This window comes from Avibacterium paragallinarum (assembly GCF_011765605.1).
Lineage (GTDB): Bacteria > Pseudomonadota > Gammaproteobacteria > Enterobacterales > Pasteurellaceae > Avibacterium > Avibacterium paragallinarum.
Genome location: NZ_CP050316.1, coordinates 1,332,786 through 1,356,948, shown reverse-complemented (window position 1 = coordinate 1,356,948; position 24,163 = coordinate 1,332,786). Strand labels below are relative to the sequence as shown.

Sequence of the window (24,163 nt, the reverse complement as noted above, 5' to 3'; positions counted from 1 at the left end):
CCTCGTTCACAGTTTGCGATGGTTCGGGAGTACGGCTTCACATTATATAAAAGCGAAGCCGTGATCGGCTATGGGTAAAGTGCGGTGTTATTTTAAGGCATTTTTTACCGCGTTATAAAAATCGTCCATTTTACATAAGCCCTGTGCATTGGTTGGGCAATCTTCAAGCTGTAAGGTTATACGATTTGGCGGATTTGTTAAAGAAAGTTTTGTGCCGTTGCGTAATTGATCAATGGTTTGATAAACATATTCCACTTTCATAAAGGCTTCGCCTTTTGCGTTCACCCATTTCTCAAATGCCACTTTACCACTAATTGGCGTGGTTTCTAGCTGATCGGGCAGATAATAAGGTTTCACTTTCAATAATGGTAAGAGCGAGCCAACATTGGAATCATGTCCGACTAATAATACCACTTTGGCATTGCGAGCTTTTTCAATGTAAGGGTGTTGATAACCATAATCTTTGAAGCTGTTTTGAATAAAGGTGAGCAATGGCGTTGCGGCTTCTTTTGCCATTACTTGTGTGCCGAATAATAATTGGTTGTAACGCTCTTTTATATCAACAATTTTTTTCCAGCTTTCTTGATTATCAATGCGTCCCCAAGCTACATCTTTAGCTGGAAAGCCTTCGTAATATTGTAGAAGAAAGCTATCGGCAGCACCTGTACCATCACGCAATGCCCCAGTGGTTTTAGGCTCTTTCCCTTGTGTGAAGGTGAGTGTATTGGCTTCTTGGTCTAAATTACACAATTGTTTTTCTTGGCATAGTGGCGATTGTCCTTGATTTAAGGCTTGCGAAAGGGCGTTGAAATTGCTTTGTAGATGCCTGTTGAGTTGTGCAAATCCACCTTCGCCCACTAATTCATCTACCGCTTTGCGTGCTTTTTGTTCAAAGGCTTTATCTACTTTGCTGCGAATCACGGGATTAAAGGTGTTATCCATCGTGTTATATTCGCCTAGATAATTGACTCTTATTGCACAATGTGAATAAGCCCCTTTCGCGAAACTTACGCCAGTATCAATGGTGCGTGGACGAGCATTGGTGTAAATAAAGAGATCGTCTTTCGGGCATTGTGAGGAAAGAATTCCCGTTTGTTGCAACCATTCAGACCAGTACGCTGCGAATAATTTTTCTAATCTTGCACCTTTTGCAGTGAGATAGCCCGTTTTATCCTGCCATTTTACCCATCGATAAGGGGTAGCTTGGGATAAAATGCTCTCTTTACCAACTAAGGGCGTGCGAATTCCGTGTCGGCTGAAAATCACAATTTTTTTTAATTGCAGCGCTTGTGCTTGGTGATTGTCTGGCACATTAGGCGCAGCACTAAGATTGGTTGGATAAAACAGTGAGCCGCTAAGTAAGCTAACTAAATTAAGGCTTAAGGTGAGTTTTTTCATAGAATGTCCTCCAATATTGAGAGAAAGGAAGGGGCATTATTTGCACTAAATGCCATAAAAATTGCAAAATTTTTAACCGCACTTTTGCAATAACAACGTTAAATCTAAATGGATTTTGTTGCAACAATAATCAAAAAAGAGAGAAAAAATGAGTTAAGGCAGAACCTTAACTCATCAATAATGTTATTTTGCGATCACTTCTTTGGTGAAATCAGCAATGGCGGCTTTGCTCCAATCCAGCGGGAAGAAAGGAATATCCGCTTCACCCACTTCGGCATTTAATTGGCGGATACCAAAATGGTCGGCTAATTTTTGTTGCGTTTCAGGTGAAACTAGCCAGTTGGTAAACACTAAACTTGCTGCAGGGTGTGGGGCATTTTGTGCGACAACAACCACATTACCGCCGCCCGGCATACCAAATTTTGGCACATAGAATTTCAATCTTGGTGTTACCGCACCTTGTTTTTGCAAGCTGAACAAGTGATCTTGCCAAGCGGAAACAATATCTAATTCGCCATCATTTAAGCGTGTTAAGCTGTCCGCGTTCGAGGCGGTGCGAACCATATTTTGTTTGTTTTGATTAAACCAATCCCAAGTGCTTTGCCATTTTTCGGTTTGAGCTGCGTCAAAAGGCGTGTTTTGATAATCATAATTACCACTGATGTTGAGCAAGGCTTGGAAAATAAAGGCTTTACCTGAAGCACCGCCGTTGGGATCGGCATAGCCAAATTTTTTCGGGTGAGTTTGAATATAAGTTACGGTTTCCTGCCAACTTTGTGGTAATTGATCTTCTGAAACCCGTAATGGATCATAGGCAAAGCCTGTTTGGTTGCCCCAAAAGCCCATTGCTTGATTGCCAAATTTCACTCCTTGCAAAGCGTGGTTGGCTTGAGCGAAATTAGGCAAGCTGTTGAGATTTCGTAACACATCATTTTTCTGCACGATAGGATAATTGTCGGCTGCGATGGCGATCACGTCCATTTTCCCTTTACTAAGGGATTTTTCAGCGATCAGCTTATTCATATTACCGTCTAAAGTGCCTTCAGGAATTTTCACTTTGATGCCATAGGTTTTTTCAAAATCTTTGACAAAAAGACGGAATTGCGGTTGTAAATACCACACGCTAAAGGTTACCGAGCCTTCTTGTTTAGCTTGCGCCACAATCTCTTCCCAGCTTTTTTGGCTGAGATCTTGGGAAGCCGAAACGGATAGGGCGGTGGTTAGCCCTAAACTGATTAATGCGGTTTTGATAAGACGAGTTTTCATCATTGTTTCTCCTCTGGTGGAAATCAGGCTTTGCCTGTGGATTGTGATAAATAGTTACCTTTTAATAAACGCTCAATAATTAATAGCAAGATAACGTTTGGAATTAATAAGATGATCGATACCACGGCGGCATTTGGGCGAATGAAAGAGTAGCCCAAGAAAGAATAAAGTATGGTTGGCACGGTGATAAAATCTGGCGAACCGATGACAAAAGAAATACTAAATTCTTCGATACTTTTCACTAAACAGAAAATAATCGATGCCAAAAATGCGGGTTTTAGCATAGGTAGATAAACATCTTTGAAGGTGGTGAATTTTGACGCACCAAGATCACGACTTGCATCAATCAAATCTTGCGGTACGGAAGAAAATCCTGAAGATAAAATGCGAATCGCGTAAGGTAATGTCATTACCGTATGCCCGATAATGATGCCGATCATTGGATTGTTAATATTTAACTGAATTAACACCGCACTAAAGAATAGCGCAATGATCATTCCTGGGATCACCAAAGGAATTAAGGTGATGAGTTCGGCAATTTTTTTACCACGAAACTCCATTCGTCCAAAGGCATAAGCCGTTGGCAAGGCAAGCGTGATGGCGATTAAAGAAACAATCGGCGCAATGGTATAGCTATTTAACATTGCTTCTTTTAGTGCGGTGTTTTCCCATACATAATGCCAACGCTCAAAAGAAAGCACAGGCGGGAAAATATCGGGATAGCTCCAAGGGTGTTGTGGATCAACAAGCGACCATAATCCTGCCATTAGGAACGGCAAAACGAGCCAAACAAAATTTACTACCACAAAAAAGATCAGCACAATGCGGTTGATTAAACGTGTGTTTTTGCTTTGTATTTTGTTCATTTTACCGCTCCTCGTTTAACAGATAATGGACGAATAATTAAGGTGATGAGAACGGAGGCTAGGGCAGAAGTCAGCATTATCACCATTGCCAGCACTGCACTTTGGTTCCATTCCTCAAATTCATAGGCACTCATTTGCATAAAGCGAGCTAGCGAATAGGTATCGCGTGGGCCGGCAATGCTATAAAAGGCGAAATCCCCCAATGCACCGATAAAAATCAAAATAAAGGAGACTTGCACCGCCCCGAGCGTGAGAGGAAAGATCACATAGATAAATCGTTGCCAACTGTTTGAACCTAGATTTGACGCAGCATCAAACAGATCACTTTTCAGCGAATTGACTGCACCGCCAACCAAAATTAACGCAAAGGGAATATTTTTCCACATTTGCAAAATCACAATACCCCAGCCGAAGCTATCATTTTGTAGGGATTTTGGTTCTTGCCAAATGCCGAGCCAAACCAGTGTTTCGTTTAAAATACCGTGATAGGAAATCATATTCATAAACAAAAAGGCGGCTACCAAGCCCGGCACAAGCATCGGCATACGGAAAAAGGTGATGATAAATTCTTTGCCTTTCATTGGGTTGCGTAGCCATAAGGCGATAGGGTAGGCGACCAAAATCGACAGCAACGCCCCGAGGAAGGAAACCCGCACGGAATACCAAAAGGATTTATGAAAAATCGGGTTGCTCAGCACCTCTTGCCAGTAATCTAAGGTGAAATGCGAGGGTTCGCCATACATATTTTGTAAGCCGAAACTTTGCGCCACCACTAAATAAAAGGTTGAACCCATTAATAATAAAATAGTGCCAAGCCCTGTTCCTAATAGAAGCCAGGCTTTGAGATCTTGTTTTAAGGATTTCATACAGCCTCCAAGAAACGAATGGCATCACGCGCGAGGGTGAAAAATAATTCTTCTGATTGATTTAATAACGGTGAAAATTTGGTTAATTGCAACCGCACTTTCTCATTTGGCAAACCTGAAGTTACCAAGCCTTGCACTTCAGTCATATTGCCCATAAAGGCGGTTTGTAGCACTTTGACGCTAAATTTATTCTCCTCGTTGCTATTTGGCTCACAAGGGACGGCATCTTCAGGACGAAAACAAATATAAATATTCTCAGCCACAGGCTTGTGGGCGGATTGCACAATAAATTTACCCCATAAGGAATCCACTTGATAGAGATCATCTTGCCAATGTTTGACGTTCGCTTTAGTGATGTTTGCCACGCCAATAAAATCGGCAATAAAGCGATTTTTCGGTTGGTAATAAATCTCTTGTGGCGTGCCGATTTGTTCGATTTGCCCTTTATTCAACACAATGATTTTATCGGACATCGACAGGGCTTCCGCCTGATCGTGGGTCACATAAATACTAGTAAGATTGTATTGATGAGAAAGCTGCTTGATTTCAAAACGCACGCTTTCCCGCAATTTGGCATCAAGGTTTGATAATGGCTCATCAAATAAAATCACATCAGGGCGGGTTACCATTGCCCTTGCTAATGCCACACGCTGTTGCTGACCACCTGAAAGCTCAGAGGGTAGTTTCAACTTTTGTGTTTCCAAATCCATTTGCTTTAATGCCACATTTAAACGGGCGATTTGCTCATCAATCGGCACATTTTTCTGTTTCAAGCCGTAGCAAATATTGTGCGAAACGTTCAAATGCGGAAAAAGGGCGTAGGATTGAAAACACATCGCCGTATTACGTTTTTCAGGTGGAATGTTATTCACGGGGCGATCACCGATGATAATTTCGCCCTCATCAGCCTTATGAAAGCCCGCAATCAGTTTTAAGAGCGAGGTTTTTCCACAGCCACTCGGGCCGAGCAAGGTAACAAACTCCCCTTCTTCTGCGGTGAAAGAAATATTATTGGCGGCATAAAAATCGCCAAATTTTTTGGTGATATTGCGTAATTCGAGTTTTGCCATTGTTGATTCGCTCCTCTAGGTGGGTTGCCAGATTGATAATCTTACTCTAAACCAAATCTTCATTTTTACGCAATTAGAATTTAATTATTAAATTCTAATAAGTTTGTTTTTGTGAATGAGATCACATATTTTAGTAAAATAAAGGTGTAATAATCGAATTTAATTTGCTAACACAAGCTATCAACTCTAAAATGAATTTAAAAATTAAATTGAAAATTAAAAAATAGGAGAGAAAAATGGCATTTGAGTTTAACGTAACAGAAAAAGGGCAGGTTTTGGCAAATAGTCATCGTGGTTATAGTGCAAAATATCCTGAAAATACAATGCCTGCGTTTGTCGGTGCGTTGGAGGCAGGCACGCACAGCATTGAGCTAGATATTGCAATGACAAAAGATGAAAAAATGGTGGTTATCCACGATTTTTCTATCGAACGCGTTTCTAACGGTGAAGGTTATGTGGAACAAATGACCCTTGCTGAACTGCAACGCTATGATTTTGGTGAAAAGTTCTCACCTGAATTCAAAGGTACGCACATTGTGGAATTAGAAACCGTGTTGAAATGGGCATTAGAAAATAATGTCGGCTTGATTGTAGAAGCCAAACAACGCCGTAATCATCAGCGTTTTGCCGAAGTGCTGGCAGAGATTTTGCAACGCACCAACACGGTAGATCAAATTTTGCTATTAGGCTTTGATCACGTTTTAATTAATAAAGTCAAAGCATTATTACCAACATTGCGTTTGCAAGTGGTTACCCTCGCACGCTATAACGATCAGCTCTGTGCGGTGTTGGGATCAAACGCCAGCAGTGTTTGCGTGGAATACCACTATGTTGGCAAAGAAGATTTAATTGCCTACAAAAAAGCAGGGCTGTCAGTGAGAATGTATCTGCACGAATCCAAAGAAATCCCCGTGTTAGAAATGTACAATCAAAAATACGGCTATGATACAGAAAGCGAAATCATTCAATGGTTAAGTGAAGGCTTGATCGATATGCTCAGCCACGATGATATTCCGTATCTAAAATCATTAATTGAAAAAGCGGGCAAAACGCCTTATTGATGTTCTGAATTATAAGAAAAAGTGCGGTGCAAATTTTTCAAAATTTTCCACCGCACTTTTTTCAAGGCGTTGTTCCGTTGTTAGCCGAGTTAGGCGTTGGTAATTGCAACAGCTTCACGCACTAAACGGCCGATTTCTTCCCAGTTATGGCTGTTGATAAGGGATTTTTCTACGAACCAAGAACCGCCGCAAGCGACCACGTTTGGAATGGCGAGATAGTCTTTAATGTTGTTTACGCTGATTCCGCCCGTTGGCATAATTTGTAACTGTGCATAAGGGCCGAGTAGGGCTTTGATCATTTTCACGCCGCCAGAGGCTTCCGCAGGGAAAAATTTCACTGCCGTGATACCCAACTCTAACGCCGCTTCAATGGACATCGGGTTGTTTACGCCCGGCATTACGGGGATATTCAATTCTTGGCATAGCTTCACAATTTTTGGGTTGAAGCCCGGGGTTACAATGCAATCTGCCCCAGCATTTTTTGCTTGTACCACTTGTTCGCTGGTTAGCACGGTTCCCGCAGCGATAAGAATATTCGGATTGTGTTGGCGGATTAAGCGAATGGCTTCTTCTGCCGCCGCCGAGCGGAATGTGATTTCCACCACGGGCAAACCGTTCTTGGCGAGGGTTTCGGCTAGGGGAAGAATGTCTTGTGCGTTGTCTAGAGCGATCACGGGGATCACTTTAAATTCACGAAGTTTTTCAATAATTTGTGCGGTATTCATAGTTTTTCCTTAATTAAATTGATGAATGAGGTGAGCGGTGGCGTTTTTGTCAATAATCGCCCCTTTGTGCTGAATGACGAGCTCAGCCACTTGGTTGCCTTGCTGACAGCATTGCTGTGGCGATTTTTCTCGTAAATAACCGTTTAAAAAGCCAGCGTTGAAGGCATCGCCAGCGGAGGTGGTGTCCACAACATTGGCGACAGGCGTGGTGGCGATGTGTTGTTCGTTACCTTGTGCATCGCAGAATAATGCCCCGTCTTTGCCTTGTTTGAGGACAATATTTTTGACCCCAAAATCTTTCAAACGTTGCACGGATTGAGCGGTTTCGCTGTCGCCCCATAAGGCTTGTTCATCGTCAAACGTAACCAGTGCTAGATCGATGAAAGGCAAAAGTGCGGTGTAAATTTCTTGCGTTTTTTCCACGGACTCCCAAAGTTTTGGGCGGTAATTGCTGTCAAAAGCAATTTTTACCCCTTGGCTGGCAAGTTGTTTTAGCTGGGCGATTAAAGCGTAGCGATCGGCATCTGGCAAGATGGCGAGGGAAATCCCGCTCAAATAGATCATATCCATTTCGCTGAGTTGCTGTTGTACTTGGGAATAGTCAGGGTGTTGAAGAAGATAACGAGCGGCAGATTCAGAACGCCAATAAAGGAAGGTGCGTTCGCCAAATTTATCAAGCTGAATGAGATAAAGCCCCGCTTGGCGATGAGGATCAATCAGCACGTTGCCGGTATTGATGTGATCTTGTTGCCAATGTTGAATCATCTGCTGGCTGAGTTTGTCCGCCCCCATTGCGGTAATATAATGCACATCAATATCTTGTGGATTACTTACTCGGGCAAGATAGGTAGCGGTGTTAAGCGTGTCCCCGCCGTAAGTTTGCCACATATTGCCAAATGGCTCACCGTTTAATTCGATCATACATTCGCCAATAATTGCAATTTTTTTCACTTTTTCCCCCTTAATAAAGTGAGTGAAATAATGCCGATTATAAATTTATTAATGCTTTTATTCAATAAAAATGAAATGTGATTTTAATTTTTCTACTTTTCAAAAATATTGCTTGTGTTAATATGCACAGGCAATTCTTTTATGATATTTAGAGGCACTATGGAAAAAGATACTCAACCCGATGTCGTATCATCAGTATTGAAAGTATTCGGTATTGTTGATGCGTTAAGTGAACAAAAGGAAATTGGTGTAACGGATCTTGCTCAGCGTTTAATGATGTCGAAAAGCACGATCTATCGTTTTTTGCAAACGATGAAAGGCCTAGGGATTGTGGCTCAAGAAGGTGAAACGGATAAATATCGCTTAACCTTAAAATTATTTGAACTCAGTGCAAGGGCATTGGAATATGTAGATTTGATTGAATTGGCAAATAAAGAAATGGAAGAAATCTCAAAACAAACAGGCGAAACCCTGCATTTAGGCACCCTTGATGGCAATGAGATTGTGTATTTGCATAAAATTGATTCCACTTACAATTTAAGAATGTATTCTCGCGTTGGGCGGCGAAATCCTTCGTACAGCACGGCGATTGGGAAAGTGTTGCTTTCCGCACATACCGATGACGAAGTGGAAACCTTGTTGAAAGAGGTGGAATTTATCCCGCACACGGCGAACACGCTTAAAAATATCGAAGAACTCAAGCAAGAATTAGCATTGGTGCGTGAACAGCATTATGCTGAAGATAAAGAAGAACAAGAGGTCGGACTACATTGTGTCGCCGCACCGATTTACGACCGCTTTGGACATTGCATTGCCGCCATTTCGATTTCATTGCCATTAGTGCGTTTTGAAAAAGAAAACCTCACTCACCTTGTGGACTTGCTTCACCAAGCAGGACGTAATGTGTCGAAACAGCTGGGCTATCAGCATTATCCCGTTGAAGAATAAAAAATAAAAGCTAGAAATTTCTAGCTTTTATTTTACGCAAAGGCAATGATTAACGTGCTAACCAACCGCCATCAACTGCGATGGTGTAACCGTTGATGTAATCTGCCGCGGCAGAAGCCAAGAATACGCAAGGTCCAGCTACATCACTTGGCAAGCCCCAACGTCCTGCAGGGATTCGATCCAAGATTTCTTTGCTACGTGTTTCATCAGCACGCAACGCTGCGGTGTTATCTGTTGCCATATAACCCGGTGCGATAGTGTTCACATTAATGTTGTACTTCGCCCACTCATTCGCCATTAAACGGGTTAATCCCATTACCGCACTTTTCGACGCGGTGTAAGAAGGCACGCGAATCCCGCCTTGGAAAGAGAGCATTGAAGCGATATTGATGATTTTGCCGCCATTTCCTTGTTTGATGAACTGTTTTGCGACCGCTTGAGAGAAGAAGAACACGGTTTTTTGGTTGATGTTAATCACATCGTCCCAGTCTTGCTCGCTAAAGTTAATCGCGTCTTCACGGCGAATAATCCCCGCATTGTTCACTAGAATATCCACCTTGCCAAAGGCTTCTACTGCTTTTTCTACAAGGCTTGGGATTTGATCTTGTTGCATTAAATTCGCAGTTAAATTCACAAAGCGGCGACCAAGTGCGGTGATTTTTTCTGCTGTTTCTGGAGCTTCTGCAAGGTTTACTCCAACAATATCACAACCCGCCTGAGCAAGTCCCACTGCCATACCCTGACCTAAACCCGTATTACAGCCTGTTACAATGGCAACTTTTCCAGATAAATCGAATTTTTTTAACATTTCTAACATCGTTTTTTCTCCTGAGTTATATGAAATTAACTTTATAATAAATGGTTTTTTATTTTTTGAAAAGCTGTTTTATTTATTTTTTGTTTTCTATGCAAAGTGAAAAACAAAAGAAAACAAAGTGCGGTCGTTTTTTCTTAGGTTTTCTCTTTATCGGGAAGATAAAGATTTAAACGAGAAGAAAACGCCGTAACCCCTTTGCGTAGTAAATTATTTTTTCCTCTGGTTGAGCGTCCACAAAGCCATTCTAAGCCCCGTTTTAATATATTTTGTTGTTGCAGGCACGCTTGGCTGAATGGGGCGTTGGGGTATTGTTGATGTTGGAATAACGCCACAATTTCTTGCGTTGCTTGTGTGCCAATGATTCTTAAATTAATCGCGGGTATGCTGATGCCGTAGTCTTGCTGTTCGATGGCGAGGGGCTGTTCTTCCGTTTGCCAGAAATCAATCTGTTGGCTGCCATAAAGGAGCAAAATCAGCGGTCGTAACGACCAAAGCCCGCTCGCCGCACCGCTGTAAGGATCAACCAACCGTCTATCCGCTTGGAATAAGCCTTGTGTAACATTGCCTTGTTGAATGGCGGAATGTTGGATAAAAAACTGTGTGAGCGTGGAGAAAATCCGTTTGCCACGTCCGTCCGTTTTGCCTTGTTGGATCATTGTGCTAATTAAGGCACTTGGTGCGGCGAAGCGGTAAGGGAGGCTGCGTCCAAAAAAGGCAAAGCCTTGTGGCGCGAATAAATAATGAAATTTATCGCAAAATTGCACCGCACTTTGCTGAATAAAAGTGCGGTCAAAATTTGGGGCAATTTGGTCTAGCCAAAACAGCCCATAATGGAAACCCCACGAATTGTAATAGTCAAAATTCCCTTTTTCGCCATCACGAAACCAACCCTCGCCCACATAAAATTCTTTGATGCGTTGATAACGCTCGTGGCAGATTTCATCAATGCCACTGAGATCTTTCACCACAAATTGCACCAGTAAAACAAACAGATGCCAATTATTATCCACCGTTTGAACTTGATTAATTTGCCGTAGCCAAGTGAGAATTTGTTGCTGTTGTTCAGCGTTATATTGCTGCCAAATCCATTTTTTACTCAGCCACAAGGCAAGGGCAAAATCAGCAGTTTCACAAATGGTTTGCTGAAAGCTGGTTAAATCTCCCCAATAGCCTGAATGTTGGGGATTGGAGGCATTCAGAAAACCTTGTGCAAGCCGTTCTCGAATTTGAATGAAAAGTGGCTCGCTGGAATGAGTTTGATAATGTAAATAGGCAGCAAGCAGGGGATAATTCCGTGCTGCTCCCTCAATGGAATCCGATACCATTCCTTGTTCGGAAGGGTAGCCATAATAATCTGCTCGGGCATTGTCATCATTGGCGTAATGAAAGAAAGAGCGGATAAAATAATTTACCAATAATTCAAACTTTTCTTGAGTAAAGGTTTGATTTTGTGTAAATGCTTGTTGCACTTGTTGTTCAAGTTGCGGGTATTTTTTCGTAAATAATCCATTGCGTTTATAAGTACGTTGCACTCTTTCCTTGAAAGCACGGTAATAGTCCTGTAGTCGCGGGTGTTCGTGTGCGAGGTAAGGACGCTGGCTAAAACGAATGGTTGGTTTAGGCATTTATCCGCTCCCATTTTTTACGCTTTAGGCGTACAACTTTCCAGTTGTTTTTTCATTTTTTTCGTTGGTCCTGTGATGAACTCAACGGGACGCCAAGAATCCCCTGTTTTTTCGAGCCAAGGTATCAATTCCTCTTTGATGAGTTTTTGGATTAGCTCAGGATTTTCGTTGGCAATATTTTTCATTTGATACGGATCATTGACGTTATCAAAGAGTTTGTATTTCAATGGTTCACCATCTTGGCGATCGATTTCCAAGGTATGGGTTGCGGTTCTTACCCCGCGGCGACCAAAGGAAGGCTGTCCGTAAGGCACGAATAAATAAAGTTGCGAAGTTGGGCTTTCACCTTTATCGTGCAACACTTGTTCAGCAAGGCTCACTCCTTCAACACTATCAGGGATCGCATCTTTTAATCCAAGTAAATCTAACACAGTTGGATAAATATCTGGTGCTGACATTAAACTTTGGTTTACGCCAGCAGGAATTTTACCCGGCAAGCGGAACATCATTGGCACACGCATTGATTCTTCATAAATGTTATTTTTGGTTGGTGCACCGTGCGAACCCAGACAGCAACCGTGATCAGAGAAGAAAACAACAAGCGTGTTTTCGGCTAAGCCTTGTTTATCTAACTCGGCGAGGATACGCCCAAATTGCTCATCAACTCCTGAAACCATCGCAAGATATTCTTTGAAATATTGTGGACCATAGCCTTCTAGGTATTTTTTATTCCAATCTACATTTGGGCGAGTGTTAAGTTCTTTTGAACTTTGTGGATACATATCAAGGTATTTTTGTGGCACTTGATCATAAGGCGAATGTGGTGGGTTCATTGAAACCACTAACGCAAATGGTTTGTTTGGATCGCGATATTTGTTTTCTTCATTGCGAAGATACTTAATTGCCATATCGGCTTCGTGTTCTGGCCCCCATTGATCAATATATTGTGGGTATTCACGCGGTGTATCATTTCCCCAATACATTGGTTTTAAATGGAGATCATAAGTACCATAAGAATACCAGAAATCAAAACCGTGGCGGCGATCTGGCGGTGTCCAGTCATTCCAATAACGCCCTTCCATTGGGTTGTTATAACTTTTAATGTAAGGTTCTTGTGGGACATCTAAATGCCATTTTCCGATATAGCCTAAAGAATAGCCCTGTTCTTTAAGAACGTCTGACCAGCATTTTGCATAAGGGGAGAGTTCAATCCCTACTTTACCGCCGTAATCGTGGGTATTTCCTGTTACACCGCTGTGTTGTGGATATTTCCCTGTCATAAACATTCCGCGAAATGGCGAACAAAGTGGGTAATTGGACACCATTTGATCCATCACTTTTGCGGTTTTAGCAAAGGCATCTAAATGTGGAGTGATGGCGGGATCTTGATGTTTGAAGCCCTGTGCCATAGCTCGCATTTCATCTGGAAATACAATTAGTAGGTTTAGCGGTTTGTTCACCGTAGTTGCGTTTTTTTGTTCATTTGCTAGCACATTCGTTGCTGTGCCTGAAAGTGCTGCTGCAGCTCCTGTAGTAGCTACACCTTTTATAAAATTACGCCTTGAAATACTCATTGGGTCACTCCTTATGTTTTGATTAGGTAGGATTAATTTCGGCCGCTTTGTTGTACTTCTTCCTCAAAACAAAGTGCGGTTATTTTTTCATAAAAAAACGGTTTTCTCTATATTTCAAAATAATGTTTTATAAAAAATATTTTATTTTGTGAGTTAGATCACATATTTCGATTTTTGTGTTTTTTTGCTTTGATTACTTTCGTTATAATTTGTTTAAAGTAATGTGAAAGGTTAATTTCTTTCATATATACAAAATGAAATTCAATATTTCAATATAAAGAAAGGATGAAATAACAATGAGTATTTTATTAAACCTCATTAAAAAGCATAAAACAGGGCAAGCAATCGGGATTTATTCTGTTTGTTCAGCCCATCCGCTTGTATTAGAAGCGTCATTGTTACAAGCAAAACAAGATCAAACGCCATTACTTATTGAAGCAACCTCTAACCAAGTGGATCAATTTGGTGGTTATACAGGAATGACACCTGCAGATTTTCGCCACTTTGTTGAAAAATTAGCAGATGAAGTAGGATTTCCGCGTGATCAATTAATTTTAGGTGGCGACCATTTAGGGCCTAATCGTTGGCAAGGATTAACCGCTGATGAAGCAATGGCAAATGCCGAGAAGCTCATTGAAGCTTATGTCGCAGCAGGTTTTGAAAAAATTCATTTAGATTGCAGTATGTCTTGCAAAGGCGATCCTGTGCCTTTGTCTGATGAAATTGTGGCAGAACGTGCGGCTCGTTTAGCTGTGGTTGCAGAACAAACCGCGTCAAAAAATGGTTTGGCGGATCGTATCGTTTACATTGTTGGCACAGAAGTTCCTGTACCAGGCGGTGAAGCAGAAGAAATTGCTGAATTAGAAGTAACTTCACCAAGTGCCGCGAAAGCCACCATTAATGCTCATCAACAAGCCTTTGCTCGCGTTGGGTTAGAACATATTTGGCCACGCGTCATTGGTTTGGTGGTGCAGCCAGGGGTAGAGTTTGATCATACAAAGGTGATTGATTTTATTCCTGAGAAAGCACAAGCCTTAAGCCAAGTGGTGAATGATTATGAAAATTTAGTGTTTGAAGCACATTCTACTGATTATCAAACGGAAGAAGCTTACAAAGCATTAGTAAAAAATCACTTTGCGATTTTGAAAGTGGGGCCGGCATTAACGTTTGCATTGCGTGAAGGCTTATATGCTTTATGTGCAATGGAAGCCTATTTATTCCCAGCGGAGCAACGCTCTAATTTACTTGCTGTACTTGAAGAGCAAATGTTAGCACACCCAGAAAACTGGCAAAAATACTATCACGGTACCGAGTTAGAGCAACGTTTTGCAAGAAGTTTTAGCTTTAGTGATCGTATTCGTTATTACTGGACTAATCCTGAAATCGCAGCGGCAGTGGAAAAATTATTTGCTAATTTTGAGAACGTAGATATTCCATTACCATTGTTAAGCCAATATTTACCAGAGCAATATGCCGCCGTGCGTGCAGGTACATTAGCCCCTCGTGGTAAAGACGTAGTGTTAGATAAAGTGCGTGCGGTGGTTCGTCAATACGCCTTAGCAAGTTTTTTCAATAAATAATTGGGGATAGATAAGATGACAAATTATTTAGGGTTTTCAGAAAGCGAATTAGTGGCGGGTAAAGCCATTATGACCGCAAAAGAAATTGAACATCAGCCTCAAGCTTGGTTGCAAGCATTGCATACGGTAGATACACAGCGTCAGCAAATCTTAGATTTCATCGCACCTGTAATGAATGCAGCAAATGGACGTGTGATTTTCACCGGCGCAGGAACTTCCGCTTTTGTGGGGCATTCCTTACAGCCTTTCGTTTTAACATTAACGGATAAACGTGTGGAATCTATTGCCACAACAGATATTGTGTCTAATCCTTACCAATATTTTTCACAAGACGTGCCAACCTTATTAATTTCTTTCGCACGTTCAGGTAACAGCCCTGAAAGTGTGGCAGCAGTGGAATTAGCCAATCAGTGTTTAACCAACTGTTATCACTTATTCATTACTTGTAATGAGCAAGGGGCGTTGTATCAAAATGCACAAAAAAATGACCGCACTTTAGCGTTATTAATGCCTCCACAAACCAATGACGGCGGTTTCGCAATGACATCAAGTTTTAGCTCAATGATGTTATCAGCACTTTCCGTGTTCTTATTGCCAAAAGGCTCAGTGGTTGAACAGCTACAATTTATTTGCGATGCCACAGAAAAATTGCTCCCTCGCTATGTGGATTATGCACGCCAACTTTCTAATGTTGAGATGGAACGCATTATCTATTTAGGCAGCGGTGGCTTGCAAGGTTTGGCACAAGAATCTGCATTGAAAATTTTGGAATTAACCGCAGGACGCATTGTGGCAACCTATGATTCACCGTTAGGTTTCCGCCACGGACCAAAATCTATTGTAAATCCTAAAACGGTAGTGGTGGAATTTTTATCAAATCAACCTTATACCCGTTTATATGATCTTGATTTATATAATGAATTACGACGCGATAATATTGCAAGTCGTGTTGTGTGTTTAACCGCACAAGCAGGTGTAGAAGGCAATGATGTGATCACTATCGAGGGATTTGAAAATGCTCCCGATTATGCCTTGTTATTCCCGTATATTGTGTTTGCACAAATTAATTCATTCTATAGTTCATTCAGTCGTGGTATCACCACTGACAACCCTTGTCCAACAGGTGAAGTAAATCGTGTGGTTCAAGGCGTTATTATTCACCCATTTCATTCGTAATTAAGGAGTTTTTTATGGCAACACCAAATATTGTATGGACTCGTATTGATGAGCGTTTATTACATGGTCAAATTAAAATTACTTGGGGGAAACACTCTGAAGCGAATTTAATTCTTGTCGCCAATGACGAAGCAGCAGAAGGTCCAAATGCTGCATTTATGCAGGCTGGAATGAAAGCGTCAGCGGGTGGGGAATATGCAGTGCGTTTTTTCACCATACAAAAGACTATTGATGTGATTCATAAAGCATCACCACAGCAAAAAATCTTTATTTTATGTAATAACCCAACAGACGTTGCACGCTTAGTTGAAGGTAGAGTGCCTATTAAACATTGTAATATTGGCAATATGCACTTCCACGAAGGAAAAAAACAATTAACTAAAACGGTTTCTGTTGATGAAAAGGATCTTGATGCATTCCGTCGTATGGTGAATGCAGGAGTAACTTGTACTATTCAAAATACACCTGATGTACAAGAGATCGATATTAAACAATATCTTTAATATTCAGTAAGGAGCATTTATGTTAACTGAAGCACTATTAGTCGCCCTTTGGGCGTTCTTCTGCGGTATCGATAAATACGACGTCGCGTTAAATATTCACCGTCCGTTAATTACAGGTCCAGTAGTGGGTTTGATTATGGGCGATTTACAACTTGGCTTAATTACTGGAGCGACGCTAGAGTTGGCTTGGTTAGGGTTAGTACCTAATGCAGGCGCTCAGCCGCCTGATGTAACAATGGGTACGATTGCAGCCGTTGCTTTTGCTGTGATGACAGGGCAAAGTGCAGAAGTAGCAATGGGTGTAGGTCTGCCTATCGCAGTATTGATGCAGATGTTGATCATCGGATTCTTTGCAATAACCTCATTTACAATGGGAAAAGCTGATGAATATGCAGAACAGGCCAATCCGAATGGACTGGATTTCTTGTTAATTTCCACTATTTCATTACGCGGTCTACTTTATGCTGTAGTTGCCTTTATCACGGTATATTTCGGTGAACACGCAGCAGATTGGATCAATAATAATTCGCCAAAAGTGTTATTAGAGGGGTTAGGTTTAGGGGCGCGTTTAGTGCCAGCAATTGGTTTTGCAATGCTACTTAAAATTATGTGGTCAAAACAAGTTGCAGGTGTGTTTTTTATCGGTTTCGTTGCAACCACTTACTTAAAACTACCAATTATGGCGGTGGCGATCATCGGTGGTTCAATCGCAGTACTTTATTTCTACTTCTCAGGTAACAGCAATAACAACCAATCTCAAGCACAGGAGTTCGAAGATGGAATCTAAAAATGTTAATAACCAAGTAACAGAAAGTCTTGTTGATGATATTGATGCATATCAAGATCAAACTGTTCGCAAAGTGATTACCAAAGCAGATCTTTGGAAATGTGCAATTCGTGGTTTGTTTATGGAAGGTAATTTTAACTTTGAACGTATGCAAGCAGGTGGTTGGGCATATTCAATTATCCCCGCGTTGAAAAAAATTCACGGCAATAATAAATATGACTTGGCGAAATCATTGAAAAACCACCTACAGTTTTTCAATGCAAGTCCGAAACTCTTTACTTTCTTGCTGGGTACAGCTATTGCAATGGAAGAAAATAAAGAAAAACCTTCTACTATCAACGTAATGAAAGTAGCAGGTATGGGGCCAACTGGCGGGATTGGTGATGGTATCGACCATATGACCATTATGCCATTAACTCTGGCTTTAGGTTCATCAATTGCAATGGAAGGATCTATTGCGGGGCCATTTGTATTCTTTATCCTCTATCAGATTATGCACTTTTTTGTATACTTTAGTTTGATGTTTATGGGATACAAAGCGGGTACAGCAGCGATGGTAAGTATGAGTGATTCTACAGAACGTCTTGCTAAGGCTGCAAATATTATGGGGATTTTCGTTATTGGCGCGTTATGTGCTACTTTTATTCGATTTAAAACCACCGCAAGTATTGAAATGGGTGGAAAAGTGGTGGAACTACAGACCGCACTTTTCGATAAAATTATGCCGAATCTACTTCCTCTAGCCTTGGTATTCCTAATGTTTAAATTAGTGAAAGGTACGGGTTTCTGGGCAAAACCACCAGCATTGATCTTTAGTACCTTGATTTTTGGTGTTATAGGACATTGGATTGGTATCCTTTAATTTACTTTCATAACATAAAGGAAATGGGGATTTCTCGTTTCCTTTATAGAATAGCAATAAAATAAGGACAGCTTATGTTAGGTATTGTTGTATCAGGTCATATTAATTTTGCCTCAGGTATGCGTTCAGCTGTAGAAGCTATTGTAGGGCAACAGCCGCAGCTTGAATTTGTTGATTTTTTAGAATCAATGTCCACTGATGAGTTAGAGTCGCAGTTATTAGCAGCAAAAGAAAAAGTGAATAGCGGAGATGGTGTGCTTTTTTTAGTAGATCTCTACGGTGGTTCACCTTGTAATCGAGCAATTAATCTTTTATTGCAAGATCCTAATGTGGAAGTGGTGGCTGGTGTTAATTTATCAATGATTGTTAATGCTGCATTAGAACGTGAAGAATTTTCTGTAAGCGAATTAGCCGATTGCTTGGCCCGTGGTGAATTTAGCCAAATAAAAAATCTACGTCAGGATCTGACCGCACTTTCAGATGATGACGGCGATGAAGATGGTCTATAAATTTGAGAGGAAATACAATGAAAGCTCAACAGCAAACTCTTGAGTTAATGAAACGCGTGTATCATTGGCAAAAAGATCATCAAACACGCACGGTGATTAGACGCACAGGGCGAGTGCGTTTTATTAAAGATACCGATTGGGATCGTGCCGTGTTTTGGGCAAGCGTGTCCAATGCGTGGAAAGTAACGGGTGAACAAAGCTTTTTAGATGGGGCATTAGATTATACCTTGCACACGGGGTTCCGCACAGGACCACATTTACGCTTTGCTGATGATTTGGTTTGTGCACAATCCTATCTTGATGTGTATCCGTTATTTAATCAGCCAGAAGCCTTAGAGCCAACCATCAACTTTGTAGAAGATATGCTGGCAAATCCAAAACCAGGGCGTGAAGATTGGTGGTGGTGTGATTCACTCTTTATGGCACCACAAGTGTTCTTTACCCTCTCCACCTTAACGGGCGAAAGCAAATACCGTGATTACGCAAACCAAGCGTGGTGGGATTCTGTTGATCATTTACAAGATAAAGAAACGGGCTTGTTCTATCGTGATTACCGTTATATTCCAGATGGCAAAGGCGGTGAATTGCGTGAAGCCAATGGTGAAAAAGTCTTTTGGGGACGTGGCGTAGGTTGGGTGATTGCAGCGATTCCACGCTTATTCCGTGATATGCCCGAAGACTATCCAGAACGTGAGCGTTATTTAACCCTTTATCGTCAGCTTGCAGAAACCATCTTACCGTTCCAACAAGAAGACGGTTTCTGGCGTGCAAGTTTACTTGATCCTCAAACTTTCCCAGCCAAAGAAAGTAGCGCAACAGCATTGTTCTGCTATGCCTTAGCTTGGGGGGTAAATCAAGGCGTATTAGCGCGTGAACAATATCAACCTGCAGTTGAAAAAGCTTGGGCAGCATTAGAAAGTGCGGTCAATTCTGAGGGCAAATTAGGCTGGATTCAGCTTCCTGCTTTCAATCCGCGTGAAGTGAAAGAAGAAGACAACATCGATTACGGTGTAGGTGCTTTCTTACTTGCAGGAGCAGAAATTTATCAATTACAAGCCGAATAACGGTAACTTTTAATTATTGAATTAAGGAAAGAAAAATGAAAATTGCATTAATGATGGAAAACAGCCAAGCGGCGAAAAATCCAATTATCTTAAATGAGTTAAAAAACGTGGTTGAGCCGAAAGGGCATAGCGTTTATAACGTGGGAATGAACAGCGAGCAAGATCACCACTTAACTTATATCCACTTAGGGATTATGGCGAGCATTTTATTAAACTCAAAAGCCGTTGATTTTGTTGTAGCGGGTTGTGGTACAGGGCAAGGTGCATTAATGTCATTAAACCTTCATCCTGGTGTGGTGTGTGGTTACTGCTTAGAACCTGCTGATGCGTTCTTATTCGCACAAATCAACAATGGTAACGCCTTATCCTTAGCCTTTGCTAAAGGATTCGGCTGGGGGGCAGAATTAAACGTGCGTTATATGTTTGAAAAAGCTTTTGAAGGTGAACGTGGTCAAGGCTATCCAGTTGAACGTCGTGAACCTCAAGTTCGCAATGCTGGCATTCTCAATCAAGTGAAAACGGCGGTGGCGAAAGACTATTTAGACACCTTGCGTTCAATTGATCCAGAATTGGTGAAAACCGCAGTGAGCGGTGAACGCTTCCAACAATGCTTCTTCGATAACTGCCAAGATGATGAAATCCGAGCTTATGTTACAGAAGTATTGAATAGCTAATTTCGTTTTTGCTTTTTATGCAATGTAAGAGGGAAAAGGAAATTTCCCTCTTATCAGATAATTTTAGTTAAATTGAATTATCGTTTCCCTAACCTAACATTTCTTTCACATTAGGAGTTGTTTATGTGTCAATCTCAACCCGCTTATTTTCATATGATGGCAAAACCAAGTAGCTTCCATTGCAATATCAAATGTGAATACTGTTTTTATTTAGAAAAAGAGCAAGTCCTAACACATAACGTTCGCCTAATGTCTGACGATACTTTACGTCAATATACCAAAAACTACATTGAATCCCACGCAGGCGATCACGTTGATTTCGCGTGGCAAGGCGGTGAGCCCACCTTACTCGGTTTGGATTTTTTTAAAAGAGCGGTGCAATTTCAGCAAGAATTTGCTAACGGCAAAACGATTACCAATGGTTTTCAAACCAATGGCATTGCGATTAATCGTCAATGGGCAGAATTTTTCAAAGAAAATAATTTTCTGATTGGGATTTCTGTGGATGGTTTAAGTGAGGTTCACGACCGCTATCGTATTTCTGTCAATGGGCAGCCCACATTTGAACGGGTGAAAAAAGCCATTGATCTATTAAAAGAATATGAAGTGGATTTTAATACGCTCACTGTAATTAATGATAAAAACTGGGATAAAGGACGGGAAACTTACCAAGCGTTGAAAGAGTTAGGCTCGACTTTTATGCAGTTTATTCCTATTGTTGAAGTGGCGAATTATTCCTTACAACGCTGTGATTATAGTCCTGGAAAAAATTATCGAATGGCTCCCTTTTCTGTACCAGCCGATGGCTACGGGCATTTCCTATTAGACGTGTTTACCGAATGGGTTCGACAAGATGTGGGGCGTATTTTCGTGCGTGAATTTGATAACTTACTTGGGCAATGGTTGGGCTATCCTTCCACCAGCTGTATTCATACGGAAACTTGTGGCACCGCAATGATCGTAGAAGCCAATGGAGATGTTTATTCTTGCGATCACTATGTTTATCCTGATTATCGTTTAGGTAATGTGAATAAACAGCCTCTCAATCAAATTGCACTTTCAACCAAGCAACAAAAATTTGGTAAAGCGAAAAAAGAAACGCTCACTAAAGCCTGCGAAAAATGTGATGTGAGAATGATTTGTCAAGGCGGGTGTCCGAAGCATCGTATTGTGAATTTGAAAGGGGAAAAATTTAAACAAAATTATCTTTGTCCTTCTTACCAACTCTTCTTTCGTCAAACCGCACCTTTGATGCACCGTATGCGGGAAATTATTCAGCGTGGCGGGTTGGCTGAAGATATTATGAAAATAATCAACTAAAATCAAAGGAGATCATAATGAAACGCTCGTTACTTAGTCAGTGTTTATTATCCGCATTGGTTGTTGGTGCTGCGGCTCAGCCTGTTTACGCACACAGCCAAGATCCTCAAAAACCGAATGTGCTGGTTATTGTAATGGACGATTTAGGCACAGGCCAGCTTGATTTCGCCATTGACAGCTTAGACAAGAACGAATTAAGCAAACGCCCTGTTGCTGCTCGTTATCAAGGTGATTTAGATAAAATGATTGACGCTGCACAGCGTGCAATGCCGAATGTGTCTAAATTAGCCGCAACTGGGGTAAAAATGACCAATGCGTTCGTTGCTCACCCTGTTTGTGGCCCATCTCGTGCAGGGATTTTGACAGGACGTTATCCAGCGTCATTTGGTATTTATAGTAATGATGATTCTTTCAACGGTATTCCACTTGATGTGAAACTGTTGCCAGCGTTATTCCAAGAAAATGGCTATGCCACGGCGAATATTGGTAAATACCATAATGCTCGAGTGAATAAAGACAGAAAAATTGGACGTATCACTAAGCCTGATGATGTAAAAACCCGTGATTACCACGATAACTTCTCATCTGTGCCAGATAAAGGTTATTTCCCAACCGATCGCGGTTTTGATTATTCTTACAGCTACTTTGTATCAGGGGCGGCATTGTGGAATTCCCCAGCACTATGGCGTAACGACAAACCGATTGAAGCACCGGGCTATTTAACCCATAATTTAACCAATGAAGCACTGCAATTTATTGATAAAACAGGCGATAAACCGTTTTTCTTAAATCTCGCTTATAGCGTACCACACATTCCATTGGAAGAAGCATCACCTGCCAAATATATGGATCGTTTCAATACAGGGAATGTGGAGGCCGATAAATATTTTGCGGCGATCAATGCGGCTGATGAGGGCATTGGTAAAATCATCGACAAATTAAAAGCTGACGGCAAATTAGATAACACCATTATTTTCTTCTTATCCGACAATGGTTCGGTTCACGAAGCGCCAATGCCATTAAATGGAATGGATCGTGGCTTTAAAGGACAAATGTATAACGGTGGTGTGCGAGTGCCATTCATCGTTTCTTGGCCGGGACACATTCCAGCGGATACCAAAAATAACAGCTTAATTTCTGCGGTAGATATTCTGCCAACAGCACTGAAAGCTGCGAATATTAAAGTGCCAGCTTCTTTAAAACTGGACGGACGTGATATTTTGCCAGTGTTAGAAGGCAAAGAAAAAGTTTCACCGCATAAATATCTCTATTGGGCGGGGCCAGGTGCGAAACATTATAGTGAGGATAACCAAAAATTCTGGGCGGATTATTGGAAATATATCACCTATAACACTAATGATGCACCGAAAAATCCAAACTTAGAGAAACTCTCAAAAAGCTCGTGGGCAATTCGCGATCAAGATTGGGCGTTATATTTCTACAATGATGGAAGTAACAAACTTCATCTTTATCACGACAAAGTTGACCCAGCAGAGAGCCAAGATGTGGCAGATAAATATCCAGAAAAAGTAAAAGAATTGCAAAAAGCATTTTACGACTGGATCAGCACACAACCAAAACCAATGGCGTGGAATCCTGAAGAATTCCAAGCTATTGAGGCTTCAGCAAAAGCAAAATAATCTGATGAATCAGCCACTGTTATGGTGGCTGATTTTTTTGAGGGAAGAATGATGACAAAAATTACGCTCAGTGTTTTAGATCAAAATAGCAACATCAAAATTTGCAAAAGTGCTTTTGACTTTTTAATGCTCACTTATAAAGGTGAATATCAAGCAGGCGATGTGATCCGCATTGAGGTAGATAATCCCCCTTGTTATTTAAAGTTACGTTTAGAGGATAGCTTAGAAAGTTGCCTTGTTTATGTAACGGAAAAACTTTTCGAGTTTCAAATTCCGTTTGGTGATCAAAAACGTTTATACAATAGTGATAAAGCATTCCAAGGCGGGCTGCATTTCCTCTGGGTTCGCAGTGCGAGAGAGTATGAAATTAACCAATATGGCAATCTAGCGTTTAACCCTTATTGCCAACCTCAGCAAAAAGGTGTGTATCCACAAATTAGCAGTAATATTGTGCCAAGCAATATTCGCTTTGCCCCTTATAATGTGATTGATGGCATTTTTGATAGTAATGCACACGGTTCTTATCCTTTTACCTCTTGGAGCAACGCCCAATCCCCTAATGCACAATTAAAAATCGATTTTGGACGAACAGTAGAAATTGACGGCTTGATTTTGATGTTAAGAGCGGATTTTCCTCACGATGCGTGGTGGGAAAGTTTGAGTGTACATTTTTCTGATGGTAGCGAAGAAATCTTGCATTTAAGCCGAACAGGACAACCCCAGACATTTTCTTTCAAGCAACGACAAAGTGATTTTATTTTGCTGACTAATTTTATAAAAGGTGAAGACAAATCCCCTTTTACTGCTCTAACGCAAATTGAGGTATTAGGGCAGAATATTAGAATACAGCATAGCGAGAAATAAGAAAATGAAAGTAGGAG

The 24,163-nt window shown here is 41.1% G+C and carries 23 protein-coding genes; 13 read left to right on the top strand and 10 right to left on the bottom strand.

The window, feature by feature from the left end; genetic code table 11:
* Nucleotides 1–87 precede the first annotated feature (87 nt).
* The 5 genes from HBL79_RS06375 to HBL79_RS06355 form a co-directional block, all read right to left on the bottom strand.
* Nucleotides 88–1,398, bottom strand: coding sequence for a histidine-type phosphatase (locus HBL79_RS06375; protein ID WP_035687531.1), 1,311 nt, complete (start codon nucleotides 1,396–1,398; stop codon nucleotides 88–90).
* Nucleotides 1,399–1,581: 183 nt separating this feature from the next.
* Nucleotides 1,582–2,664 carry an extracellular solute-binding protein gene (locus HBL79_RS06370; RefSeq protein WP_046097472.1) on the bottom strand — a complete coding sequence of 361 codons (1,083 nt, stop codon included), beginning with the start codon at nucleotides 2,662–2,664 and terminating at the stop codon, nucleotides 1,582–1,584.
* 23 nt (nucleotides 2,665–2,687) lie between these two features.
* Nucleotides 2,688–3,530: an ABC transporter permease gene (locus HBL79_RS06365; protein WP_035686885.1), complete on the bottom strand. Its 843-nt coding sequence runs from the start codon at nucleotides 3,528–3,530 to the stop codon at nucleotides 2,688–2,690.
* Nucleotides 3,527–4,396: an ABC transporter permease gene (locus HBL79_RS06360; protein ID WP_035686883.1), complete on the bottom strand. Its 870-nt coding sequence runs from the start codon at nucleotides 4,394–4,396 to the stop codon at nucleotides 3,527–3,529. Before HBL79_RS06360 ends, HBL79_RS06365 begins: the two co-directional genes overlap by 4 nt.
* Complete coding sequence (locus HBL79_RS06355) at nucleotides 4,393–5,466, bottom strand: ABC transporter ATP-binding protein (RefSeq protein ID WP_035686881.1); 1,074 nt, start codon at nucleotides 5,464–5,466, stop codon at nucleotides 4,393–4,395. The genes HBL79_RS06360 and HBL79_RS06355 overlap by 4 nt, the downstream gene beginning before the upstream one ends.
* 236 nt (nucleotides 5,467–5,702) lie before the next feature.
* Between HBL79_RS06355 and HBL79_RS06350 the strand changes: the two genes are divergently transcribed.
* Nucleotides 5,703–6,527 carry a glycerophosphodiester phosphodiesterase gene (locus HBL79_RS06350; protein ID WP_035686878.1) on the top strand — a complete coding sequence of 275 codons (825 nt, stop codon included), beginning with the start codon at nucleotides 5,703–5,705 and terminating at the stop codon, nucleotides 6,525–6,527.
* 89 nt (nucleotides 6,528–6,616) lie between these two features.
* On the opposite strand, the gene HBL79_RS06345 is transcribed toward HBL79_RS06350, so the two are convergent.
* Complete coding sequence (locus HBL79_RS06345) at nucleotides 6,617–7,252, bottom strand: bifunctional 4-hydroxy-2-oxoglutarate aldolase/2-dehydro-3-deoxy-phosphogluconate aldolase (RefSeq protein ID WP_017806032.1); 636 nt, start codon at nucleotides 7,250–7,252, stop codon at nucleotides 6,617–6,619.
* Nucleotides 7,253–7,261: 9 nt separating this feature from the next.
* On the bottom strand, nucleotides 7,262–8,203 hold the full coding sequence (locus HBL79_RS06340; RefSeq protein WP_035686875.1) for a sugar kinase: 942 nt from the start codon (nucleotides 8,201–8,203) through the stop codon (nucleotides 7,262–7,264).
* Between the two features lie 159 nt (nucleotides 8,204–8,362).
* Between HBL79_RS06340 and kdgR the strand changes: the two genes are divergently transcribed.
* Nucleotides 8,363–9,151 carry a DNA-binding transcriptional regulator KdgR gene (gene kdgR / locus HBL79_RS06335; protein WP_035686871.1) on the top strand — a complete coding sequence of 263 codons (789 nt, stop codon included), beginning with the start codon at nucleotides 8,363–8,365 and terminating at the stop codon, nucleotides 9,149–9,151.
* 49 nt (nucleotides 9,152–9,200) lie between these two features.
* Here kdgR and kduD read toward each other — a convergent pair whose 3' ends face one another.
* The 3 genes from kduD to HBL79_RS06320 all read right to left on the bottom strand — a co-directional run bounded on the left by kduD (nucleotide 9,201) and on the right by HBL79_RS06320 (nucleotide 13,167).
* Entirely contained in the window at nucleotides 9,201–9,968 is a 768-nt protein-coding gene (gene kduD / locus HBL79_RS06330; protein ID WP_035686869.1) for a 2-dehydro-3-deoxy-D-gluconate 5-dehydrogenase KduD, read from the bottom strand.
* A gap of 134 nt (nucleotides 9,969–10,102) precedes the next feature.
* The gene (locus tag HBL79_RS06325) at nucleotides 10,103–11,593 is read right to left on the bottom strand and encodes a DUF2264 domain-containing protein (RefSeq protein ID WP_046097457.1); all 1,491 of its coding nucleotides are present in this window, start codon (nucleotides 11,591–11,593) and stop codon (nucleotides 10,103–10,105) included.
* Nucleotides 11,594–11,610: 17 nt separating this feature from the next.
* Nucleotides 11,611–13,167 carry a sulfatase family protein gene (locus tag HBL79_RS06320; protein ID WP_035686865.1) on the bottom strand — a complete coding sequence of 519 codons (1,557 nt, stop codon included), beginning with the start codon at nucleotides 13,165–13,167 and terminating at the stop codon, nucleotides 11,611–11,613.
* A gap of 296 nt (nucleotides 13,168–13,463) precedes the next feature.
* Here HBL79_RS06320 and kbaZ point away from each other — a divergent pair, with 296 nt between their 5' ends.
* From kbaZ to HBL79_RS06265, 11 genes are all read left to right on the top strand, one after another.
* Nucleotides 13,464–14,747, top strand: coding sequence for a tagatose-bisphosphate aldolase subunit KbaZ (gene kbaZ, locus HBL79_RS06315; RefSeq protein ID WP_017806038.1), 1,284 nt, complete (start codon nucleotides 13,464–13,466; stop codon nucleotides 14,745–14,747).
* A gap of 15 nt (nucleotides 14,748–14,762) precedes the next feature.
* A complete protein-coding gene (locus tag HBL79_RS06310; protein WP_017806039.1) occupies nucleotides 14,763–15,923 on the top strand; it encodes an SIS domain-containing protein in 1,161 nt (386 codons plus the stop codon).
* A 14-nt stretch (nucleotides 15,924–15,937) separates the two neighbouring features.
* Complete coding sequence (agaV, locus tag HBL79_RS06305) at nucleotides 15,938–16,426, top strand: PTS N-acetylgalactosamine transporter subunit IIB (RefSeq protein WP_017806040.1); 489 nt, start codon at nucleotides 15,938–15,940, stop codon at nucleotides 16,424–16,426.
* A gap of 19 nt (nucleotides 16,427–16,445) precedes the next feature.
* Complete coding sequence (gene agaW / locus HBL79_RS06300; protein WP_017806041.1) at nucleotides 16,446–17,213, top strand: PTS N-acetylgalactosamine transporter subunit IIC; 768 nt, start codon at nucleotides 16,446–16,448, stop codon at nucleotides 17,211–17,213.
* The gene (locus HBL79_RS06295; RefSeq protein WP_035686863.1) at nucleotides 17,203–18,075 is read left to right on the top strand and encodes a PTS system mannose/fructose/sorbose family transporter subunit IID; all 873 of its coding nucleotides are present in this window, start codon (nucleotides 17,203–17,205) and stop codon (nucleotides 18,073–18,075) included. The genes agaW and HBL79_RS06295 overlap by 11 nt, the downstream gene beginning before the upstream one ends.
* 74 nt (nucleotides 18,076–18,149) lie before the next feature.
* A complete protein-coding gene (gene agaF / locus HBL79_RS06290; protein WP_021723988.1) occupies nucleotides 18,150–18,584 on the top strand; it encodes a PTS galactosamine/N-acetylgalactosamine transporter subunit IIA in 435 nt (144 codons plus the stop codon).
* Nucleotides 18,585–18,601: 17 nt separating this feature from the next.
* Nucleotides 18,602–19,648, top strand: a complete 1,047-nt coding sequence (locus HBL79_RS06285; RefSeq protein ID WP_035686860.1) for a glycoside hydrolase family 88/105 protein — start codon at nucleotides 18,602–18,604, stop codon at nucleotides 19,646–19,648.
* A gap of 35 nt (nucleotides 19,649–19,683) precedes the next feature.
* Entirely contained in the window at nucleotides 19,684–20,322 is a 639-nt protein-coding gene (locus HBL79_RS06280) for an RpiB/LacA/LacB family sugar-phosphate isomerase (RefSeq protein WP_035686857.1), read from the top strand.
* A 123-nt stretch (nucleotides 20,323–20,445) separates the two neighbouring features.
* The gene (locus HBL79_RS06275; protein WP_035686853.1) at nucleotides 20,446–21,642 is read left to right on the top strand and encodes an anaerobic sulfatase maturase; all 1,197 of its coding nucleotides are present in this window, start codon (nucleotides 20,446–20,448) and stop codon (nucleotides 21,640–21,642) included.
* A 17-nt stretch (nucleotides 21,643–21,659) separates the two neighbouring features.
* Nucleotides 21,660–23,282 carry a sulfatase family protein gene (locus HBL79_RS06270; RefSeq protein ID WP_035686850.1) on the top strand — a complete coding sequence of 541 codons (1,623 nt, stop codon included), beginning with the start codon at nucleotides 21,660–21,662 and terminating at the stop codon, nucleotides 23,280–23,282.
* A 48-nt stretch (nucleotides 23,283–23,330) separates the two neighbouring features.
* Nucleotides 23,331–24,146 carry a carbohydrate-binding protein gene (locus HBL79_RS06265; protein ID WP_124994805.1) on the top strand — a complete coding sequence of 272 codons (816 nt, stop codon included), beginning with the start codon at nucleotides 23,331–23,333 and terminating at the stop codon, nucleotides 24,144–24,146.
* The last annotated feature ends 17 nt before the right edge of the window (nucleotides 24,147–24,163 follow it).

Bases quoted from the DNA above. Each gene is read 5' to 3' on its own strand.
- HBL79_RS06360 (WP_035686883.1), bottom strand. From the start codon at position 4,396: ATGAAATCCTTAAAACAAGATCTCAAAGCCTGGCTTCTATTAGGAACA.
- HBL79_RS06270 (WP_035686850.1), top strand. From the start codon at position 21,660: ATGAAACGCTCGTTACTTAGTCAGTGTTTATTATCCGCATTGGTTGTT.
- kdgR (WP_035686871.1), top strand. From the start codon at position 8,363: ATGGAAAAAGATACTCAACCCGATGTCGTATCATCAGTATTGAAAGTA.
- HBL79_RS06375 (WP_035687531.1), bottom strand. From the start codon at position 1,398: ATGAAAAAACTCACCTTAAGCCTTAATTTAGTTAGCTTACTTAGCGGC.
- agaW (WP_017806041.1), top strand. From the start codon at position 16,446: ATGTTAACTGAAGCACTATTAGTCGCCCTTTGGGCGTTCTTCTGCGGT.
- HBL79_RS06325 (WP_046097457.1), bottom strand. From the start codon at position 11,593: ATGCCTAAACCAACCATTCGTTTTAGCCAGCGTCCTTACCTCGCACAC.
- HBL79_RS06280 (WP_035686857.1), top strand. From the start codon at position 19,684: ATGAAAATTGCATTAATGATGGAAAACAGCCAAGCGGCGAAAAATCCA.
- HBL79_RS06265 (WP_124994805.1), top strand. From the start codon at position 23,331: ATGATGACAAAAATTACGCTCAGTGTTTTAGATCAAAATAGCAACATC.
- HBL79_RS06355 (WP_035686881.1), bottom strand. From the start codon at position 5,466: ATGGCAAAACTCGAATTACGCAATATCACCAAAAAATTTGGCGATTTT.
- HBL79_RS06285 (WP_035686860.1), top strand. From the start codon at position 18,602: ATGAAAGCTCAACAGCAAACTCTTGAGTTAATGAAACGCGTGTATCAT.
- kbaZ (WP_017806038.1), top strand. From the start codon at position 13,464: ATGAGTATTTTATTAAACCTCATTAAAAAGCATAAAACAGGGCAAGCA.
- agaF (WP_021723988.1), top strand. From the start codon at position 18,150: ATGTTAGGTATTGTTGTATCAGGTCATATTAATTTTGCCTCAGGTATG.
- HBL79_RS06295 (WP_035686863.1), top strand. From the start codon at position 17,203: ATGGAATCTAAAAATGTTAATAACCAAGTAACAGAAAGTCTTGTTGAT.
- HBL79_RS06350 (WP_035686878.1), top strand. From the start codon at position 5,703: ATGGCATTTGAGTTTAACGTAACAGAAAAAGGGCAGGTTTTGGCAAAT.
- kduD (WP_035686869.1), bottom strand. From the start codon at position 9,968: ATGTTAGAAATGTTAAAAAAATTCGATTTATCTGGAAAAGTTGCCATT.
- agaV (WP_017806040.1), top strand. From the start codon at position 15,938: ATGGCAACACCAAATATTGTATGGACTCGTATTGATGAGCGTTTATTA.
- HBL79_RS06345 (WP_017806032.1), bottom strand. From the start codon at position 7,252: ATGAATACCGCACAAATTATTGAAAAACTTCGTGAATTTAAAGTGATC.
- HBL79_RS06310 (WP_017806039.1), top strand. From the start codon at position 14,763: ATGACAAATTATTTAGGGTTTTCAGAAAGCGAATTAGTGGCGGGTAAA.
- HBL79_RS06320 (WP_035686865.1), bottom strand. From the start codon at position 13,167: ATGAGTATTTCAAGGCGTAATTTTATAAAAGGTGTAGCTACTACAGGA.
- HBL79_RS06365 (WP_035686885.1), bottom strand. From the start codon at position 3,530: ATGAACAAAATACAAAGCAAAAACACACGTTTAATCAACCGCATTGTG.
- HBL79_RS06370 (WP_046097472.1), bottom strand. From the start codon at position 2,664: ATGAAAACTCGTCTTATCAAAACCGCATTAATCAGTTTAGGGCTAACC.
- HBL79_RS06275 (WP_035686853.1), top strand. From the start codon at position 20,446: ATGTGTCAATCTCAACCCGCTTATTTTCATATGATGGCAAAACCAAGT.